We start from the raw sequence: 17713 nt of genomic DNA on the forward strand, positions 1-17713 counted from the left end.
GGGGGGAGTGAACGGGGCCACATTACCTTCGTGGGGAGGAGGTGGCGCCGTTCGGCCGCTGGGAGAGCGCCGAGCCCTTCATCGCGCGGCGTCGAAGCGTTCCTGGTGCGCGGCGACCTCGTCCCGGTGCACTTCGGACCAGAGTTTCAGCTGCCGCACCGTGTGATGCAGGGAGAGCCCGAGGTCGGTGAGTTCGTACGAAACGGTGACCGGGACGGTCGCGGTGGCGGTGCGTGCGAGCAGACCGTCCCGCTCGAGCGACTTGAGCGTCTGCGACAACATCTTCGGGCTGACTCCGGCCAGGAGTCGCGCCAACTCGGAATATCGCATGGGGCGTGGTTCCCCGTCGCAGTCGGGGCCGCTGCCGAGTGCGGACATGACGAGGGTCACCCACTTGCCCGACACGCGTCCGAGCAGCCTCTGGCTGGGGCAGGCGGCCAGGAAGGCGTTGTACTCCGTCTTGGCGACGGCCTTCTTCTCTGCAGCGGTCATCGTCGTCATGTCTCTCCCTCTGGGTACCAACGCACTAAATGGTAACTACTTCCGATTCGGTAGTCACGGGCACAGAGTGGTTCACGGTCACCCGCTCGAATTCCCGAAAGGCCTCCTGTGAACGCTCAGACATCCGCCCTCCCCGGCGGCACGTGGACCTTCGGTGACACCGCCGTCAGTCGCTTCGGCTACGGCGCAATGCAACTCGCCGGCCCGGGGGTGCTCGGACCGCCGGCCGATCACGAGGGTGCTGTCGCCGTCCTTCGCGAAGCGATCTCCCGTGGCATCACGCACATCGACACCGCCGAGACGTACGGACCCCGCGTGGCCAACGAGCTGATCCGCGAGGCTCTGCATCCGTACGGCGCTGACCTCTTCATTGCGACCAAGGTCGGCGGTCGCCGCGATGCCGAAGGCGGCTGGCCGAGCGCGCGGACGCCGGGCGAACTGCGACGGCAGGTCGATGACAACCTCCACACCCTCGGCGTGGATGTCCTCGACCTGGTGCACCTGCGTCTCGGTGACGCGAACGGCCCCGTCCCCGAGCGCATCGGCGACGCATACGAGACGGTGGTCGACCTGCAGCGGCAGGGGATCATCCGTCACCTCGGTGTCAGCAACGCCACCCTCGAGCAGATCGACGAGGCGCAATCGATCGCGCCGCTCGTGTCGGTGCAGAACATGTACAACCTCGCCGTGCGGGGCGACGACGAGCTCATCGACCGGCTCGCGGCCGAAGGCGTGGCCTACATCCCGTTCTTCCCCCTGGGCGGGTTCGCCCCGCTCCAGTCCGACGCCCTCTCCGCGGTCGCGACACGGCTCGCCGCCACGCCGATGGCGGTGGCGCTGGCGTGGCTGCTGCGCCGCTCGCCGAATATCCTCCTCATCGCCGGGACCTCTTCCGCGGCGCATCTGCGCGAGAACATCGCCGGAGCGGGCCTCGACCTCTCCGACGCCGACCTGGATGAGTTGAACAGGATCGCCGGTTGAGCCCTCCGAACCAGGTGCGGATGATCGCTGTTACTCGCAGCACGACCGGTCCATATGGTTTACTGATCCCCATTCCGTACCGATCGGTACGCGAATTCGGCTCGCACGCGGCTCAGCAGCCGTCGACCAGCCCCGGGGGTACGCCATGCCGCAAGAGTGGGGGTCGTCCCCGGAGCACATCCGGTCGATGACGCCCGGCTGCAAAAGGGGTTGACCTCGGTCGGCGACCGGCGCATGAACCGCCAACACCAACCGAAAGGACGCACCATCATGGCTACATCGAACGACTCTTACGAACTCGCGCGTCGGCGCGTCATCGCGAAGACGATCTTCACCTGGGTTGTGGCCGCATGGGTGCTCCTCGCGCTCGTCCAGGTCGCGATCTGGTACCTGACGACTCCGGACGGCTACTTCTGGCCGGTGTGGCCCATCCTGGGAACGCTGGTGGTGGTCATCGTGGTGGGCGTCATCACGTACGGACGGCGTCCCGCTGCGGTGTCGGAGAGCCGTATCCAGGCCGAAATGGCCAGGATGCGAAACAACAGCTGACTCTGCCCCGCCGTCAGCCCGGGCGCAACCACACGGTCGTTGCGCCCGGGAGGTCAGCGGAGGTCGGTCCGCTGGCGAGGAGCACGTGGCCCTCGGGCAGCGGGACCGGGTCGCCGCCGAAGTTGGTGACGTTCGTCCATCCGCCCGGCCGGGTGAATGCGAGAACACCGCCGCGGGAGAGCTCCTCGTCCCACGCGAGCGACTCGTCGGTCTGCAGTGCGCGTCGAAGACGCAGCGCCTCGCGGTAGAGAGTGAGAGTGGATGCGGGATCGTGCTCCTGCGCTTCGACGGAGAGCCCTCCGAACCACGCCGGCTGCGGCAGGTGTGCGCCGTCGTCGCCGAGACCGAACGACGAGCCGGTCTCCTTCCACGGCAGGGGGACGCGGCATCCGTCTCGCCCGAGTCCATCGAAGCTCCACTCGGGTTCACCCACCGAGCGATGGTAGGCGGGGTCCTGCCGCGCCTCGGCGGGCAGGTCGCCGACTTCGAAGAGGCCGAGTTCCTCTCCCTGGTACAGGTAGGCCGAGCCGGGGAGGGCGAGCAGGAACAGCGTCGCGGCGCGCGCACGGCGGCGGCCCAGATCGAGGTCAACCGCGTCGGCGGGGGCGCCGGCGAGCATCCACTCCGTTCCCTGCTTCACGTCGCGGCCGTCCAGAGGAGGAAGCCCGTACCGCGTCGCGTGGCGGGTCACGTCGTGATTGGAGAGCACCCACGTCGAGGATGACCCCGTCATGGCCGACTGTGCCAGGTTCTCGGCGACGATCGTGCGGAACTGGCCCGCGTCGAAATCGGCCGTGAGCAGATCGAAGTTGAAAGCCTGCCCGAGGCTGGTGGGGGCGGCGTACTTCGCGCGACGCTCGGGCGAATCGACCCAGGCCTCGGCGACGGCGGTACGAGGCGGGTCGTACTCGTCGAACAGGGCGCGCCACTGGGCATAGACCTCGTGCACCTCATCCCGGTCTTGGAGGGGGTGGCGTCCGGAGGCCGGGTCGAGCAGGTCCAGTTCGGCCTGGGCGGGGAGGGGGTCGATGAGCTCCTTGACGAGCATGTGCGCGACGTCGATGCGGAAGCCGTCGACGCCACGGTCGGACCAGAAGCGCAGGGTCGTCAAGAAGTCGTCGCGCACCTCGGGGTTGTCCCAGTTGAAGTCCGGCTGCTCCCTCGCGAACGAGTGCAGGTACCACTGCCCGTCACCGACGCTCTCCCACGCGGGCCCCCCGAACACCGATGTCCAGTCGGCCGGAGGGAGCTCTCCGTGCGCACCCGACCCGTCACGGAAGAGGTACCGGTCGCGTGCGGCGCTTCCGCGCCCGGCCTCGAGCGCTTCCTGGAACCAGGGGTGCTCGTTCGAGGAATGGTTGGGCACGATGTCGACGATCACCCGGATGCCCACCTCGTGCAGGGCAGACACCATCCCGTCGAATTCGGCGAGGGTGCCGATCCGCGGATCGACGTCGCGGTAATCGGCGACGTCGTAGCCGCCGTCGGCGAGGGCCGACGGATAGAACGGGCTCAGCCACACCGCGTCGACGCCGAGGTCACGGAGGTACGGCACGCGCGAGACGATGCCGCCCAGGTCGCCGATGCCGTCGCCGTTCGCGTCGGCGAACGAGCGGGGGTAGATCTGGTACACCGCGGCCTGGCGCCACCACGAGGCGGCGGGGGCGATGACGGATTCTGCTGCCATCGGTCTCTCTTTCGAAGCGGGAAGGCAGGGCGCAGCGCGTGTCCGGCTCCCCGTGCGGTCGGTCGGTCAGCCCTTGAGGGCGCCCTGGGTGACGCCCTCCATCACCCAGCGTTGGGCGAAGAGGTACGCGAGGATCGCGGGCGCCATCGCCATCAGGTAAGAGGCGAAGGCGACGTTGTACTCGCTGCTGAACTGCGTCTGGAAGAGGTTCTGACGCACCGGCAGCGTCTGCAGGTTCGCGTCGGAGATGATGAGCGACGGCATCATGAAGTCGTTCCAGGCGTACAAGAACGCGAAGATGCCGACCGTTGCGCTCATCGGGGCCAGCAGCGGGAAGATCAGGCTCCAGAAGGTCTGCCACGTCGACGCACCGTCGATTCGCGCGCTCTCCTCCAACTCGATGGGGATGGAGCGCAAGAACGCCGTGAACAGCAGCACGCTGAAGCTGAGCTGGAACATCGTTGCCAGGATGATGACGCCGAACGGGTTGTCGAGGCCGACGCGGCCGGTGAGTTGGATCTGCGGGAGCGCCACGACCGGGAACGGAATGAACATCGCCCCGAGCAGGTAGAAGAACGACCAGCGGAAGACCCGCCGATCCCAGTTGCGCACGATCGCGTACGACGCGAAAGCAGCGAGGAGGATGGTGGCGACGACGGTTCCGACCGTCACCAGCAACGACACGGCAAAACCCACGGGGAACCTGGTGAGTTGCCACGCGTCGATGAAGCCCTGGATGCTGAAGGGCATCGGCAGCGAGAACGCATTGCCGTCGACGGCCTGGCCGGGGGTCTTGAACGACATCGAGATGGTGACGTACAGCGGCAGGAGGACCGTGACGGCGCAGAGGAGCAGGATGACCGTCCCCGACCAGCTGACGCGTTCCCCCTTGCCCCTTCGGCGCGCGCCGGATGGGGGAACCACGATGTTCTTGGTGCTCGCTGCGGTGGCGGTGTCCGTGGTCATCAGAGGGCGCTCCTTCCGCGCGTCACCGAGAGTTGGGCGATGGCGATGACGACGGTGACGATGAAGAACAGCGTCGCTGTGGCCATCTGATAGGCGTAGTCGCCTGTCTGGAAGCCCCGGATGATGGTCATGGCGATGCTGCGCGTCGACGTGCCCGGTCCGCCGTTGGTGAGGCCGATGATGATGTCGTAGGCGTTCAGGAAGTTCTTGAAGCCGAGGATGACGTTGATCACGACGTATCCGGCCACCAGCGGCAGAGTGATGCGCAGCAGCTGCTGCCGCTTCGAGGCGCCGTCGATGTCGGCCGCCTCGTAGACGTCCCCGGGGACGGAGAGGAGCCCGGCGATGTAGATGAGCAGCGTGCCCGGGATGGACTGCCACGCGGTGACGATGACGATCCCGACCCAGGCGAGGTTGGGGTTGGCGAGGATGCTCTCCTGCAGCGCGGGGATGCCGAGGGCCGAGCCGATGGCGGGCAGGGAGTTCTGGAAGAGGAACTGGAAGACGTAGGCGATGATGATGCCCGAGACGACCATGGGGATCACGAAGATCGCCCGCAGCCCCACCTTGAACCGGATGCGGGAGGTCAGCCCCACCGCGAGGAGGAACGCGGCGACGTTGACGACGATCACCGTCACGAGCGAGAACCCGAACGTGAACAGGAAGCTGCCGAGAATGGCCGGGTCGCTGAACGCAGCGACGTAGTTGGTGAAGCCGATGAACTCCCAGTCGCCCAGGCCGATGGAGTCGGTGAAGCTGAAGAAGATGCCGATGATTCCCGGGACGGTGATCGCCAGCGTGAACAGGATCACCGGCGGGAGCAGGAAGAGGTAGTAGATCGGCTCGACCCGCTTGCGGCTGTGGTGCACCGGGGTGTCGCCGCCGGTCACGATCGTCGTGGTGGTGGTCATCATCCTGCCGTCTCCTCGGTCGACACAGCCGGTTGGCGGAACGCCAGTCGGGCCCAGTCGGCATCCATCGTCCGCAGGAGGCGCAGGGGGTCCGTGCCCAGGACCAGCGCTTGCGCGTAGTTCTCGGTCGGAATCGCCCGCGGAATCAGGACGCCCGGGCCCTGGTACACGGCGCCCTCGTTGTAGTACGCGATCATCCCCTCGATCCGCGGATCGCTGGGATCTTCGCCGGTCGTGGTCGGCACGAATCCGAGCTGCGAGTCGTTGTACGCCTGGATGATGTCGGGCTGGAAGAGGTACTCCAGGAAGTCGAAGGCGCCCTCCTTGTTGGAAGCCTCATCGGGGATGAGCGTGACCAGGTCCATGTTGACGCGCACCTTGAGGTCGGCGGGGTCCTCGGTCATGGGCAGTGGGAAGGTGCCGAGCTCGAGGTCGGGTGACGTCCGGGCGATCTCGCTGAAAGCCCACGGGCCCTGCAGGTACATGGCGCCTTCGCCCTGCGCGAAGGCGACGTTGCCGGTGTCGTAGTTGCGGCCGTTGGCATTGGGCTGCGTGTACTCGCTGGCGAGGAGCTGCATCTTCTCGATCGGCTCGAGGAAGTCCTTCTGGAACGACACGGGGGAGTCGGGTCCGATGTCGGCGCCCTGGGCGGCGAGCTCGTCGAAGAATTCGAGAGGGTCGATCGCACCGCCGATGCTGTAGTCGAACCAACCCTGGTTGACGGTCCACGCGTCGGCGAACGTGCCGTAGAACGGCGAGACCCCCGCCGCCATCAGCGTGTCGCACACCTCGATGAGCTCGCTCCAGGTCTGCGGCACCTCGAGGTCGTGCTCGGCGAAGATCGCCGTGTTGTAGATGACCGACGCGCCCATGACCGAGTACGGCAGGCCGGTGATCCGACCTTCGCAGACGCCGTACTGCTCGAGGAGTTCCTGCATCTCGGGCCGGATGGTGCTGGCCGCTTCGGTGTCGGACAGATCGGCCAGCGCACACCGCTGGACGAAACGCGACACCTCGTGGTTGTAGTTCGCCAGCATGAGGTCGGGCGGGTTCCCTCGGACGAAGCTGGCCGCGATCGGGTCAGGGCCCGATGTGTCCATATTCACGCGGAACTCGTCCTGTGAGGCGTTGTAATCCGCCACGACTGCCTGCATGAAGTCGATCGCCTCACGCTTGTTGAAGGTGAAGTGGACGCTCTGCGTTCCCGAACCGGCGCCCGTGCCGCACCCGGCAAGCAGCGATGCGGTCAATACGGCGGTCAGACCTGCCGCCAGCAGGCGCGCGGTGCGCCTCGTTATTCCAGACATCCTTGTCCTTCCCAACGGCCATCGTTTTAGATTCGGGCAGTAAATCTAGGCACCGCATCTAAACGACGGGACCACTGTCTCACCCGGGGACCGACCCGTCAACCTTGTATCGTCGGGGGCATGACTCTGGGGTCGGCGAGCTCGCCGCAGCTGATGAGGCGCATGAATTCGGGGGCGGTGATGCGGTTCGCCCTGCGTTCCCCCGAGTTCACGGCGGCCGAGGCGATGGCGGCGACGGCGCTGACCCGGTCGACGATTCTGGGCGTATGCGACGATCTCGTGACGGCGGGATGGCTCGAGGAGATGGCCGACAGCCGGGCCGCGGGCCTGACACGCAAGGGACGGCCCGCGCGGCGCTACGGCCTCCGCGAGGAGGCCGGCGTGGTCGCCGGCCTCGACGCGGGGGAGCATCGTTTCACCGCCGCCGTCGCCGACCTGCGCGGACGGACGCTCGCGGAGCGGACCGCCGTGCCACCACCCCTTGACCGGAACGCGGTCGCCGGGGCCGGCGTCGGTCTATCCGCCGCCGCCGGGCGTCGGGACCTCGCGGCCACGCTGCTGCAGGAAACGGTGCGCGCCGCCGGGCGGGATCCGGCCGACGTCCTGCTCTGCGTCGTCGGCGTACCGGCTCCCGTGGACTCCGCGGGACGATCGCCGAACGGCGATCACGACTTCTGGATGACGATGAACCCGGGTTTCCACGGCCTCCTTCCCGGGGCTGCGGTGGCCGTGGAGAACGACGCCAACCTCGCCGCCGTCGCGGAGCAGACCCACGGGGGACAGGCGCAGATCGGAAACGTGGCCACCGTCCTCTCCGGTGAGCGGCTAGGCGCCGGCGTCATCGTGGACGGCCGGCTTCTGCGCGGCGCCCGCGGAGGCGCGGGCGAGATGCGCCTGCTCAGCATCGTCGACGGTGCGGGCTCCCCGGACGGGATCGGTGCGCTCGCGCGCGGGTGGGCGCAAGCGGCCGTGCGGGAGGGCGCCGAGACGGCCCTGAGGTCGGTAGGCGCCGCCGACATCTCCGCGGAGGACGTCTTCCGCGCCGCCCGCGACGGCGACCCTCTCGCGTGCGACATCATCTCCCGCCTCGGATCACGCGTCGCGCGAGTCGTCGTCGTGCTGGCGAGTCTCCTCGACATCGACCGCGTCGTGATCGCGGGGGCGATCGCCGACGCCGTCGAGCCGGTTCTCCGCCAGGCCCGCCGAGTCCTGGAGAAGGATTTCCCGCCTCCCGTGCCCGAGGTCGTGGCCAGTTCGCTCGGTCGGGATGTGGTCGTCCTGGGCGCGGTGGAGTCGGCCCTCGCCCGTGTGCGTGAGGAACCGCTGGCCTTCACGCCTCGCGCACGAGCCCTGGCCTGAGTTCCCGTCGGCCGGGCCCCCTCGGCCCCTTCGTCGTCGGTGGCCTGGCGGCCCTGCTCGGCGCCGCTCTCATCGCCAGCCTGCCCCTGTGCAGGACCTGACGAACAGCCGGGGAGCCCGGTACCCCTATGCTGTGGCTCGTGAATTCACGACGCGTTGCGCCCTTCAGTTTGAGGTTGAGTCTCGCCGCCGGGGTACTCGCCCTCGCCCTGCTCGTCACCTCGTGCGCGCCGTCGGCGCCGGAGCCGTCCACGCCGCCCACGCAGCCGAGCCCCTCCGCCAGCTCCGACGGGCCGAGCGCGGAAGCGGAGGTCGCCACGGCGACGGCGACGCTGGTGGACGGCACGATCGACGTCATCGTCCGATCGCTGGAGCTGGATGACAACGACACCACGATGACGTTGCGCGTGGACTTCATCCCGCATCTGGAGGGCGACCAGGAGAGCTACACGCTGTCGGCGATGAACGGGTACATCTTCACCCACCCCGTTCTGCTCGACCGTCAGAACCTCAAGCGCTACAGCGTCATCGAGGGGGAAGGCGCGCAGGACTGGCTGACGAACGCCGATGCCGAATCCGTCGACGGTGAGCCGCTCGAATCGTGGTTCGTCTATGCGGCGCCGGAGGACGATATCGACGTGATCACGTTCACCATGGACGAGTGGTCGATCGAGCTGCCGGACATCCCGATCGGCGGCGGCCGGTGAGGTCGGCGGCTGCTGCGGCCACCGTGGGGCTGCTCCTGGCGGCAGGCGGCCTCGTCGACCGGCGGGATGCGCCGGATCCGACGCCCGACGACATCGAGACCTCGGTCGTCGTCTACTCGACCGAGGACTCGGTCGAGCTGCTGGTGGCGAAGGCGGACGATCAGACCCTGACGCTCGGTTCCGACGTGCTCTTCGCATACGGGTCCGCAGACCTGGACGCCGGCGCGCGGTCGGCGCTGCAGGGGGTGATCTCCGACCTGCCGGACGGAGCATCCGTCGCTGTGGACGGTCATACCGACTCCCGTGGCGGCGACGGCGTCAATATCCCGCTGTCGCAGGCACGAGCACAGGCAGTCGCGGACGTGATCGCCGGCGAGCGGCCCGATGTGACCGTCGCCGTTGCCGGTCACGGGTCCTCAGCCCCTGTCGCCCAGGAGTATCCCGGCGGGCAACCCGACTACGACGCCATGGCGACGAACCGCCGGGTCGAGGTCCGCGTCGGCCCCTGAGGGAGCCCGGGTCTGCAGCATCCGCTGTTGCGGCGCCTCCGGGCGTAGCGGACTCGGGCGCCGAGGGAAAGGGTCGGCCGGAATCGGGTTGGGGCCGTTACAAGTAGTGGATGGACAGGATTCACTACGCCGGCGACTCCATCCTCACCGGGACGGAGATCGCCCACGCGCTGCTCGGGTACGCCGGGGCACTTGCTGAGGTCGGGTCATCCGCGACGGTGGAGATCCCCACGGTCGACGAGCAGGGCGAGCGGGGGCGTTCGACGATCCTGGTGGGCCCGGCCAGTCAGCTGATCTCCGACTCGGTCGAGGTCGACGTCGACGAGGTCGTGGATGCGGCGCTCGTCGCCGATCTCCGGGCCAAGACGGATCATCTTCGTCGCTTCGGGATCCCGCAACCCGCCGCGACCGTTCAGGGCGAAGACGTGCCGGCGGCGGTGGAGGGGTGGAGCGATTTCGACGACCTCTGAGGGTCTCGTCCGCAGGCCACGGGGCGCAGCTCAGGCTGGGCCGAGCTCGTCAGCGGGAATCGGGATCAGCGCGAGGTCCGTGCCGGGCGCGATCAGGAGGTAGGCGGGCCGTGGTGCGCCTTCGCCCGAGTTGACCTCGAGCCAGAAGCTGCGAGAGTCGTGCGCGGCGGCGAGGATCTCCTCGCGCAGTTCGTCGGTGTCGCGGTTGCCGACGGAGTACTGCTGCCCGCCGTAGAGGATGTCAATACGCTTCATCGGGCGCCCGCTCTCCGCCGGGGTGTGCCGGCGGCTCCGGAACGACGTAGAGCCCGCGGGGCGAGTTCGCGGTGAACATGAGGGCGTCCACCCATGCCCGGTTGAGCGCCGGAATGCGACCGCCGTAGTACTTGTAGGTGATCACGCTGTGCGGGTGCACCCAGATGGACGTCCGGCCGTTGCCGATGCTCGAATCGTCCTTCCAGCTGAAATGGAAAGACTCGCCCCGGCGCAACTTCGCGCCGATCACCACTTGCAGATGGGCGAGCAAGCGGTCTTCGAAATCCGCCTTCAGCTGGCCCTCGAACAGAAACTTGCCCATGATCTTCCTCTTGCCCCGCGGCGTCCCCGGCGGGTACGGCCCCAGCCTGCCATACTCCCGGTGCAGAAATCGCGCGGATCGGCTACAACCCGCTGTCACGCACGCGCACCGCGTAGTGGCTGTGCCGGTGGCGCGCAAGCCCGCGGGAGGCGGTGCTGCTCTCCCTAGGCTGGACCCTGCTGAAAGGAGCGTGGACATGATGAGTTCTCCCGTCCCGCCCGTATCGCCCGAGGACGAGAACCCGGCGAGCGAGCTGAAGACCGATGTGGTGCACGACGTCGAACGCGAGCATACGATCACCAGCGACGTCGGGGTCGACGACGAGTCGGCCGACGGCGACGGATCCGCCGACGCCTGACTCTTCCGAATCGTCGTCGCGCGCTCAGCCGGTCGGCTGCGTCGCGGTGCGTTGGCGCCGCATCCGCCGTCCCAGCACGCCGTGGCGCGGGCTGAAGAGGTACACCGCCGCGAACACGGCCCCCTGGACCACCACCACCAGCCCGCTCGAGGACGCGTCGAGCCAGTAGCTGAGGTAGATCCCGACGACCGATGACGCCGCGGAGAGCACGGGAGCGATGATGAGCATGTGCCCGAAGCGGTCGGTGAGAAGGTACGCCGTGGCGCCGGGGATGATGAGCATCGCGACGACGAGGATGACCCCGACGACCTGCAGAGCGACGACGGCGGTCAACGCGAGAACGCCGAGAAGGAGCGCCCCCAGTAGCCGGGGCGACAACCCGATGGCGAATGCGTGGGCGGGGTCGAACGCGTAGAGCGTGAGGTCGCGCCGCTTGATCACGAGCACGACGAAGGCGATGAGGGCGAGCACCGCGATCTGCACGAGGTCGCCGGTGGAGACGCCCAGGATGTTGCCGAAGATGATGTGGTTGAGATCGGTCTGACTCGGGGTCACGGAGATCAGGACGAGCCCCAGCGCGAAAAGCGTCGTGAAGACGATGCCGATGGCGGCGTCTTCCTTTACGCGGCTGGTCCCGCGGATCAGCCCGATGAGTGCGACGGCGAGGAGCCCGAACACGATCGCGCCGATCGCGAACGGCGCCCCGACAACGTAGGCCAGGACGACCCCGGGGAGGACCGCGTGCGAGACCGCGTCGCCCATGAGCGACCATCCGATGAGGACGAGCCAGCACGACAGGACGGCGCACACGACGGCGGCGATCACGGTCGTCACCAGGGCGCGGGTCATGAATTCGTACTGCAGCGGCTCGATGAGCAGGTCGAGGAGGTTCACCGTTGCGGTCCGTCCACCGGGGCGTCCAGGCCGAAGGCCCGGGCGAGGTTGTCGGGGCGGAGGGCCTCGGACACGTCGCCCTGGAACACGATGCGGCGCAGCAGCAGCACCGCATCGTCGGCGAGGTCGGGCAGGGCATGCAGGTCGTGGGTGGAGACCAGGACCGTGCGCCCGTCGCCGGCGAGTTCCCGCAGGAGCCGCACGATGGTGGCTTCCGATCTCTTGTCGACCCCGGCGAAGGGTTCGTCCAGCAGCAGGATCGCGGCATCCTGCGCGATGCCGCGGGCCACGAACGCGCGTTTGCGCTGACCGCCGGAGAGCTGCCCGATCTGCCGACCGGCGAGACCGGTCAGCTCCACCCGTTCGAGCGCGTCATCGACCGCGGCGTGGTCGGCAGCCCGAGCCCGGCGGGTCGGGCCCATGTGGCGGTAACGGCCCATCATCACCACGTCGCGCACCGAGACCGGGAACGCCCAGTCGACGTCTTCGCTCTGCGGCACCGATGCGATGAGACCGTGCGTGCGGGCTGCCGCCGCCGTGCCGCCCTCGACGCGCACGCTCCCGGCCTGCGGCCGGATCATGCCGAGGACCGTCTTCAGAAGGGTGGACTTCCCCGAACCGTTCATACCGATCAGGCCGGTCACCCGCCCTGGTTGCAGCGTCAGCGACACGTCCTCGAGGGCGACCACGTCGCCGTAGCGCACCGTCACCGCCTCGACCTCGATCGCCGCACTCACGAGGACTGCCCGGTCAGGGCCCGAAGGATCGTCGCGGTGTCGTGCCGGATGAGGTCCAGGTAGGTGGGGACGGGTCCGTCGGTCTCCGAGAGCGAATCGACGTACAGGGTGCCGCCGAAGTCGGCACCCGTCGCCTCGACGACCTGTTGCATCGGCCGGTCCGACACCGTCGACTCGCAGAAGACCGCCGGTACGTCGTTGGTCTCCACGAAGCGGATGGCCGCTGCGATCTGCTGCGGTGTGGCCTGCTGTTCGGCATTGACCGGCCAGATGTACGCCTCCGTCAGTCCCGCGTCGCGCGCGAGGTAGGAGAAGGCGCCCTCGCACGTGACGAGGGCGCGCTGGTTCTCCGGCACGGCGGACAGCTCGGCGACGAGCGCGTCCTGGATCTGCTGCAGCTCGGCGGTGTACTGGGCGGCGTTGGCTGCGTACTCCGCGGCGTGCTCGGGGTCGAGGTCGCTGAAGGCGTCGACCATGTTCTCGACATAGATCTGCGCGTTGAGCGGGCTCATCCACGCGTGGGGATTCGGCCTGCCTTCGTACGAGTCTCCCGCGATGTCGATCACCTCGACCCCCTCGGAGACGACGACGTGGGGCACGTCGGTGGACTCGACGAACTGCGCGAACCACGCCTCCAGGTTCAGCCCGTTATCGAGGATGAGGTCGGCCTCGGAGGCCTTCGCGATGTCGCCGGGCGTCGGCTCATAGCCGTGGATCTCGGCGCCGACCCTCGTGATCGAGTCGATCTCGAGGTGCTCACCCGCGACGTTCCGCGCCATGTCGGCCAGAACGGTGAACGTTGTGAGGACGCGAGGGCGGTCATCGCCTCCCGCGGCGGCATCTCCGCCCGCGCACCCCGAGAGGAGAGCAGCGGCCGCCGCCATCCATGCCAGCCGCCTCACTGCGACGGCGCGATTTTTCGGCATACCGAAAAACTACCCTGCCCCGTGCCCGCCGACAACCTGTCGAGTCGCCAACAACCGCGCGCAGGACGAGCGAGACACGACAGATCGTGGCAACTCGACGGGGGGAGGGATCAGGAGACGAGAGAGCTCTGGGGAACGAGGGGGAAGACCTGCTCGGCGATCCGCTCCAGTTCTTCCCTCAGGGGGGACGACTGGATGAGGAGCAGGGTGATCCCCGCGTCACCGTAGGCGCGGATGCGGTCGGCCACCTGCTCGGCGGTTCCGACGAGGTTGGGGCGGAGCCCCCGTGTCCCCACGGAATACTCCCGCTTGGTGAGCTCCAGCGACAGGTTCGAGTTGCGCTGGAACTCCTCGAACGACGCGTAAGCGGGGGAGCCGGGGTCGACGGTCGTGATCCGTTCGAGCTCGCGCTGCGCCTCGGCCTCGGTGTCTCGGACGATCACGTACGCGGGCATCCCGATCTCGCGCAGCGGACGCCCGGAGACGCGCAGCGAACGCTCGGTGATGTCGGCGACGTTGGCGCGCGCCTCCTCGATCGTGCTGCCGTGCATGACGTAGGCGTCGGCGAAGCGGGTGATGGCGTCTTTGCCGGCGTCGCTCTCTCCGCCGGCGTAGATCACCGGTGTTTCCGCCGGCTTGGGCTCGACGATGGTGTCTTCGAGCTCGTAGTAGTCGCCGGCGAAGGTGAACGGCGTCTGCGCCCACAGGCCCCGCAGGACCTGCACGAATTCTTCCGCCTGGACGTAGCGCGCGTCATGCGTCGTGAAGTTCCCGCCGAATTGGCGTGCCTCCTCCGCCCACCACGCGGCGACGACGTTGAGCGCGACGCGCCCGGGCGCGATCGAATCCAGCGTGCTCACCGTCTTGGCGAGGACGGCGGGGAGGTGGAAGCCGGGACGAACGGCGGTCATCACGCGGAGGTGATCGGTGACGGCGAGGATCGCCGCGGACAGCGACCAGGCCTCCAGGCTCGGGGCGCGCACGCCCTTGCGGTCGTTGAGGTAGAGCTCGGGCACGAGTGTGGTGTGGAATCCGAGCCGATCGGCGGTGACGGAGATATCGCGGATCGACGCCCAGGTCGCCGCCATCCCGTCTTCGTCGGCGACGTTGCGGAGAAATCCGCCGTAGACCGGCGTCCAGTAGCCGAGATCGATGCCCATGGTCACACCTCCGGATGGGGGATGGCGTTCGCCGCGTCCAGGGACTGGGCGAGGTCGGCGAGAAGGTCGGCGGGATCTTCCAGGCCGATCGAGAGGCGGATGGTCGTGGGGGATATTCCGGCATCCGCCAGCTGAGCGGCGTCCAGGTGGCTGTGGGTCATCGAGGCCGGATGCGCCACGAGGCTCCGGGCGTCACCGATGTTGGCGACGAGCTTGATCAGGCGCAGCCCGTCCACCACGCGGTGGACGCGGGCACGGTCGGTGTCGGCGTTTCCCGAGGGGGCGAGGTCGAACGAGAACACGGCGGGCACGCCCCGGGGAAGATAGCGCCGTGCCGCCTCCGCCCACCGGTTGCCGGGGAGGCCGGGATGATGCACGACGGCGACGTCCGAGCGAGCGTCGAGGAAACGCGCGACCTCGAGGGCGGATGCGGTGTGCTTGGCGATGCGCAGATCCAGGGTCTCGATGCCTTGCAGCAGTTGGAACGAGTTGAACGGTGCGAGCGAGGGACCGAGGTCGTGGACGTACTTCGTCTTCAGCAGTGCGGCGAAGGCGAAGCCCTGCGGGCCGAACCGGTCCCACAGCACGATGTCGGACACCCGCGGGTACGGCTGGGTCAGCTGCGGCCAGCGCTCGGGCTCGGCACTGAAGTCGAACGACCCGATGTCGACGACGACCCCGCCCATCGAGGTGCCGTGGCCCCCGAGGTACTTGGTCGCCGAGTGCACCACGATGTCGGCGCCGAATTCGCCGGGCCGCTGCAGGTAGGGCGTGGCGACGGTGTTGTCGACGACGAGCGGCACGCCCGCGTCGTGGGCGACATCGGCGACGGCGGAGATGTCCAGCACCTGCGCGGTGGGGTTCGTCACCGACTCTGCGAAGAGCGCGCGAGTCTCGAGCCGGATGGCTGCGCGCCACGCGTCCAGGTCGTCCTGATCGACGAAGGTGACGTCGATCCCCCAGTCGGCGAAGGTCTCCTGGAGGAGATCCACCGTGCCGCCGTAGAGCTGCCGAGCCGCCACGACGTGCTGGCCTGCCTTGGCGAGTGCCAGGAGGGTGATCGCGACGGCAGCCTGCCCGGATGCCACGGCCACGGCAGCGCGTCCGCCCTCGAGGGCGGCGACACGCTCTTCGAGGATCAGCTGCGTCGGATTGGCCGAGCGGCTGTACAGGTTGCCGGCCTTCCGCAGCGCGAAGATGTCGGCGGCTTCCTGCAGCGAGGCGAACTCGTAGGCGGTGGTCTGGTAGATCGGTGGCGCGACGGCGTTCTGCGGAGTGCCGGGGGTATAGCCGCGGTGCACCTGCGACGAGGCGAAGCCCTCGCTCACAGCTGCACGCTCTGCACGATCGGGACGCGGACGTCTCCGGCGCGCAGCCTCTCCAGCCACAGCACGATCGTGGCTGCGACCGAGCGGTGCGACTGGTCGTTGAGTGCGTCGTGCAACCCTCCGACGGTCTCGAACAGATCCACCTGCGGAAGGGCCCGCAGCACCGCCCGCGCGCCGCCGACCGGAGCGATCGAGTCGGCCTGGCCGTGCACGGCGAGCACCGGCACCCGGATGCGCGCGAGATCGGCGGCATCCGGGATGGCCGTCGCGCTCGTGTCGGCGCGGGCGCGGGAGTCGGCGGACCCCAGTACCCCCAGGTGCACAGGGCATGCCGTGCGCTCGTGGGCCGCGGCCGAGGAATCGTCCGCGCCGGCGACCGGCAGGCCCGCAATGACGACGCCGTCGGCGATCGCGCTCGCCGCCACCAGCGCGAGCGCCGCCGCCGCACCGCGGTCCGATCCGACGAGCACGCGGGGGGCATCCGGCTGCGTCGCGAGCCAGTCCGCCGCATCCGCCGCCGCCGTCGCCTCGAACGCGGCCAGGACATACCCGTCGGCGGACAGCCGCCGGCCGAACCGCTCGTAGCCGCCGGGGGTCTCGCCGGCGCCGGCGATCACCGCGAGCGCGCCGCGCACGCGCACCCCGGTGGGCGGGGTCCACAGGTCGGGGGCGAGGGTCGAAGGAGAGGACATGGGTTCCATTTCACCGGGGGATCGGCTGGGGAGGGCTCGTGTTGCGGTCTATTGCGGTCAGGCCGTGGTGGCGACCACGGCGCGCAACTGTGCGCGGCGGTCGCGGTCGGCCCCGGCGCCGTCCAACGTGGGCGCGGATTCGAGGAGCAGGCGCGGCTCGAGGATCAGCGCGCGGGCGATCGCGACGCGCTGCCGCTGGCCACCCGACAGGTCGCCCGGACGGCGCGTCACGCCGAAGGTGATGTACCGCGCCATGCGTCTGCTCCCATCGCTGCCTGTCCTCGGGATGAGCGATCGGGGAATCCGATCCCGGACCCGCTCCGAAGATCAGGTACGCGCTCACCGGAGCGGGTTCGCCCCTCGAGGCGGCACAGCACACGGAGTCTTGCGGGGCTCCTGATCTCGGAGGATCTCATGCTCACTCACACCAAGCGCCTCACCGGCGGTTTCGCCCTGGTTCTGGCCGCGTCCTTCGCTCTCACCGCGTGTTCCATGGGCTCGGGGTCGAGCTCCACGGAGGAGAGCGAAGAGCCCATGACCGAATCCAGCGCGCCCGCCACCGAGGAGACGATGGACCCCATGGCCGACCTCGTCGGCGCCGGATGCGCGGACTACGCCGAAATGGTTCCCGACGGCGACGGCTCCGTGTCAGGCATGGCACAGGATCCCGTGGCCGTCGCCGCGTCGAACAACCCGCTCCTCACCATGCTCGCTTCGGCGGTCAGCGGAGAGCTGAACCCCGATGTGAACCTCGTCGACACGTTGAACGGGAGCGAGTTCACGGTGTTCGCGCCGGTCGATGACGCCTTCGGGAAGATCGACGCTGCGACCATCGAGACCCTGAAGACCGACAGCGACATGCTCACCTCGATCCTGACGTACCACGTGGTGCCGGGTCAGGTCGCACCCGACGACATCGCCGGGATGCACACGACCGTGCAGGGCGCCGAGGTCGAGGTCACCGGCAGCGGTGACATGCTGATGGTCAACGACGCGAGCGTCATCTGCGGTGGCGTGCAGACCGCCAACGCGACCGTGTACCTCATCGACACGGTGCTGATGCCCCCGGCCGCCTGAGCCGACCGGATAACGGC

At 68.6% G+C, this 17713-nt stretch carries 22 protein-coding genes; 8 read left to right on the forward strand and 14 right to left on the reverse strand.

Features of this window, described 5'->3' with window-relative positions; all coding sequences use genetic code 11:
• Positions 1-78 precede the first annotated feature (78 nt).
• Positions 79-501, reverse strand: a complete 423-nt coding sequence (locus AC2DGY_RS03795; RefSeq protein WP_484508368.1) for a winged helix-turn-helix transcriptional regulator — start codon at positions 499-501, stop codon at positions 79-81.
• Between the two features lie 108 nt (positions 502-609).
• Here AC2DGY_RS03795 and AC2DGY_RS03800 point away from each other — a divergent pair, with 108 nt between their 5' ends.
• Complete coding sequence (locus AC2DGY_RS03800; RefSeq protein ID WP_484508369.1) at positions 610-1482, forward strand: oxidoreductase; 873 nt, start codon at positions 610-612, stop codon at positions 1480-1482.
• A gap of 270 nt (positions 1483-1752) precedes the next feature.
• The gene (locus tag AC2DGY_RS03805; RefSeq protein ID WP_484508370.1) at positions 1753-2031 is read left to right on the forward strand and encodes a 2TM domain-containing protein; all 279 of its coding nucleotides are present in this window, start codon (positions 1753-1755) and stop codon (positions 2029-2031) included.
• A gap of 13 nt (positions 2032-2044) precedes the next feature.
• Here the strand turns inward: AC2DGY_RS03805 and AC2DGY_RS03810 are convergent, their stop codons facing one another.
• From AC2DGY_RS03810 to AC2DGY_RS03825, 4 genes are all read right to left on the reverse strand, one after another.
• Positions 2045-3718, reverse strand: coding sequence for a glycoside hydrolase family 13 protein (locus AC2DGY_RS03810; RefSeq protein WP_484508371.1), 1674 nt, complete (start codon positions 3716-3718; stop codon positions 2045-2047).
• 66 nt (positions 3719-3784) lie between these two features.
• Complete coding sequence (locus AC2DGY_RS03815) at positions 3785-4684, reverse strand: carbohydrate ABC transporter permease (protein ID WP_484508372.1); 900 nt, start codon at positions 4682-4684, stop codon at positions 3785-3787.
• Complete coding sequence (locus AC2DGY_RS03820; protein ID WP_484509972.1) at positions 4684-5595, reverse strand: carbohydrate ABC transporter permease; 912 nt, start codon at positions 5593-5595, stop codon at positions 4684-4686. Before AC2DGY_RS03820 ends, AC2DGY_RS03815 begins: the two co-directional genes overlap by 1 nt.
• Entirely contained in the window at positions 5595-6902 is a 1308-nt protein-coding gene (locus AC2DGY_RS03825; RefSeq protein ID WP_484508373.1) for an ABC transporter substrate-binding protein, read from the reverse strand. Before AC2DGY_RS03825 ends, AC2DGY_RS03820 begins: the two co-directional genes overlap by 1 nt.
• 120 nt (positions 6903-7022) lie before the next feature.
• Between AC2DGY_RS03825 and AC2DGY_RS03830 the strand changes: the two genes are divergently transcribed.
• From AC2DGY_RS03830 to AC2DGY_RS03845, 4 genes are all read left to right on the forward strand, one after another.
• Positions 7023-8261, forward strand: coding sequence for an ROK family protein (locus AC2DGY_RS03830; protein WP_484508374.1), 1239 nt, complete (start codon positions 7023-7025; stop codon positions 8259-8261).
• Positions 8262-8437: 176 nt separating this feature from the next.
• The gene (locus AC2DGY_RS03835) at positions 8438-8968 is read left to right on the forward strand and encodes a hypothetical protein (RefSeq protein WP_484508375.1); all 531 of its coding nucleotides are present in this window, start codon (positions 8438-8440) and stop codon (positions 8966-8968) included.
• Positions 8923-9477 (forward strand): OmpA family protein, encoded by a 555-nt coding sequence (locus AC2DGY_RS03840; protein ID WP_484508376.1) that lies wholly within the window; start codon positions 8923-8925, stop codon positions 9475-9477. The genes AC2DGY_RS03835 and AC2DGY_RS03840 overlap by 46 nt, the downstream gene beginning before the upstream one ends.
• Positions 9478-9587: 110 nt before the next feature.
• Complete coding sequence (locus AC2DGY_RS03845; protein ID WP_484508377.1) at positions 9588-9947, forward strand: hypothetical protein; 360 nt, start codon at positions 9588-9590, stop codon at positions 9945-9947.
• Between the two features lie 30 nt (positions 9948-9977).
• On the opposite strand, the gene AC2DGY_RS03850 is transcribed toward AC2DGY_RS03845, so the two are convergent.
• Entirely contained in the window at positions 9978-10202 is a 225-nt protein-coding gene (locus AC2DGY_RS03850) for a hypothetical protein (protein ID WP_484508378.1), read from the reverse strand.
• On the reverse strand, positions 10189-10524 hold the full coding sequence (locus AC2DGY_RS03855; protein ID WP_484508379.1) for a DUF7882 family protein: 336 nt from the start codon (positions 10522-10524) through the stop codon (positions 10189-10191). The genes AC2DGY_RS03850 and AC2DGY_RS03855 overlap by 14 nt, the downstream gene beginning before the upstream one ends.
• 196 nt (positions 10525-10720) lie before the next feature.
• On the opposite strand from AC2DGY_RS03855, the gene AC2DGY_RS03860 reads away from it, so the two are divergent.
• Positions 10721-10882 (forward strand): hypothetical protein, encoded by a 162-nt coding sequence (locus AC2DGY_RS03860; RefSeq protein ID WP_484508380.1) that lies wholly within the window; start codon positions 10721-10723, stop codon positions 10880-10882.
• 24 nt (positions 10883-10906) lie between these two features.
• On the opposite strand, the gene AC2DGY_RS03865 is transcribed toward AC2DGY_RS03860, so the two are convergent.
• The 7 genes from AC2DGY_RS03865 to AC2DGY_RS03895 all read right to left on the reverse strand — a co-directional run bounded on the left by AC2DGY_RS03865 (position 10907) and on the right by AC2DGY_RS03895 (position 16874).
• Positions 10907-11776 (reverse strand): metal ABC transporter permease, encoded by an 870-nt coding sequence (locus tag AC2DGY_RS03865; RefSeq protein WP_484508381.1) that lies wholly within the window; start codon positions 11774-11776, stop codon positions 10907-10909.
• Positions 11773-12513, reverse strand: coding sequence for a metal ABC transporter ATP-binding protein (locus tag AC2DGY_RS03870; protein ID WP_484508382.1), 741 nt, complete (start codon positions 12511-12513; stop codon positions 11773-11775). Before AC2DGY_RS03870 ends, AC2DGY_RS03865 begins: the two co-directional genes overlap by 4 nt.
• On the reverse strand, positions 12510-13439 hold the full coding sequence (locus AC2DGY_RS03875) for a metal ABC transporter substrate-binding protein (RefSeq protein ID WP_484508383.1): 930 nt from the start codon (positions 13437-13439) through the stop codon (positions 12510-12512). Before AC2DGY_RS03875 ends, AC2DGY_RS03870 begins: the two co-directional genes overlap by 4 nt.
• Before the next feature lie 110 nt (positions 13440-13549).
• Positions 13550-14599, reverse strand: a complete 1050-nt coding sequence (locus AC2DGY_RS03880) for an LLM class flavin-dependent oxidoreductase (protein WP_484508384.1) — start codon at positions 14597-14599, stop codon at positions 13550-13552.
• 2 nt (positions 14600-14601) lie between these two features.
• The gene (locus AC2DGY_RS03885) at positions 14602-15927 is read right to left on the reverse strand and encodes an O-acetylhomoserine aminocarboxypropyltransferase/cysteine synthase family protein (RefSeq protein WP_484508385.1); all 1326 of its coding nucleotides are present in this window, start codon (positions 15925-15927) and stop codon (positions 14602-14604) included.
• Positions 15924-16619, reverse strand: coding sequence for an alpha/beta hydrolase (locus AC2DGY_RS03890; RefSeq protein ID WP_484508386.1), 696 nt, complete (start codon positions 16617-16619; stop codon positions 15924-15926). Before AC2DGY_RS03890 ends, AC2DGY_RS03885 begins: the two co-directional genes overlap by 4 nt.
• Positions 16620-16676: 57 nt before the next feature.
• On the reverse strand, positions 16677-16874 hold the full coding sequence (locus tag AC2DGY_RS03895; protein ID WP_484508387.1) for an ATP-binding cassette domain-containing protein: 198 nt from the start codon (positions 16872-16874) through the stop codon (positions 16677-16679).
• 159 nt (positions 16875-17033) lie between these two features.
• On the opposite strand from AC2DGY_RS03895, the gene AC2DGY_RS03900 reads away from it, so the two are divergent.
• Entirely contained in the window at positions 17034-17696 is a 663-nt protein-coding gene (locus AC2DGY_RS03900) for a fasciclin domain-containing protein (protein WP_484508388.1), read from the forward strand.
• Positions 17697-17713 lie beyond the last annotated feature (17 nt).

Source organism: Microbacterium sp. Z6_144, from assembly GCF_057197625.1.

Bases quoted from the DNA above. Each gene is read 5' to 3' on its own strand.
- AC2DGY_RS03795 (WP_484508368.1), bottom strand. From the start codon at position 501: ATGACGACGATGACCGCTGCAGAGAAGAAGGCCGTCGCCAAGACGGAG.
- AC2DGY_RS03805 (WP_484508370.1), top strand. From the start codon at position 1,753: ATGGCTACATCGAACGACTCTTACGAACTCGCGCGTCGGCGCGTCATC.
- AC2DGY_RS03810 (WP_484508371.1), bottom strand. From the start codon at position 3,718: ATGGCAGCAGAATCCGTCATCGCCCCCGCCGCCTCGTGGTGGCGCCAG.
- AC2DGY_RS03815 (WP_484508372.1), bottom strand. From the start codon at position 4,684: ATGACCACGGACACCGCCACCGCAGCGAGCACCAAGAACATCGTGGTT.
- AC2DGY_RS03820 (WP_484509972.1), bottom strand. From the start codon at position 5,595: ATGACCACCACCACGACGATCGTGACCGGCGGCGACACCCCGGTGCAC.
- AC2DGY_RS03825 (WP_484508373.1), bottom strand. From the start codon at position 6,902: ATGTCTGGAATAACGAGGCGCACCGCGCGCCTGCTGGCGGCAGGTCTG.
- AC2DGY_RS03830 (WP_484508374.1), top strand. From the start codon at position 7,023: ATGACTCTGGGGTCGGCGAGCTCGCCGCAGCTGATGAGGCGCATGAAT.
- AC2DGY_RS03845 (WP_484508377.1), top strand. From the start codon at position 9,588: ATGGACAGGATTCACTACGCCGGCGACTCCATCCTCACCGGGACGGAG.
- AC2DGY_RS03850 (WP_484508378.1), bottom strand. From the start codon at position 10,202: ATGAAGCGTATTGACATCCTCTACGGCGGGCAGCAGTACTCCGTCGGC.
- AC2DGY_RS03855 (WP_484508379.1), bottom strand. From the start codon at position 10,524: ATGGGCAAGTTTCTGTTCGAGGGCCAGCTGAAGGCGGATTTCGAAGAC.
- AC2DGY_RS03860 (WP_484508380.1), top strand. From the start codon at position 10,721: ATGATGAGTTCTCCCGTCCCGCCCGTATCGCCCGAGGACGAGAACCCG.
- AC2DGY_RS03875 (WP_484508383.1), bottom strand. From the start codon at position 13,439: ATGCCGAAAAATCGCGCCGTCGCAGTGAGGCGGCTGGCATGGATGGCG.
- AC2DGY_RS03880 (WP_484508384.1), bottom strand. From the start codon at position 14,599: ATGGGCATCGATCTCGGCTACTGGACGCCGGTCTACGGCGGATTTCTC.
- AC2DGY_RS03890 (WP_484508386.1), bottom strand. From the start codon at position 16,619: ATGTCCTCTCCTTCGACCCTCGCCCCCGACCTGTGGACCCCGCCCACC.
- AC2DGY_RS03895 (WP_484508387.1), bottom strand. From the start codon at position 16,874: ATGGCGCGGTACATCACCTTCGGCGTGACGCGCCGTCCGGGCGACCTG.
- AC2DGY_RS03900 (WP_484508388.1), top strand. From the start codon at position 17,034: ATGCTCACTCACACCAAGCGCCTCACCGGCGGTTTCGCCCTGGTTCTG.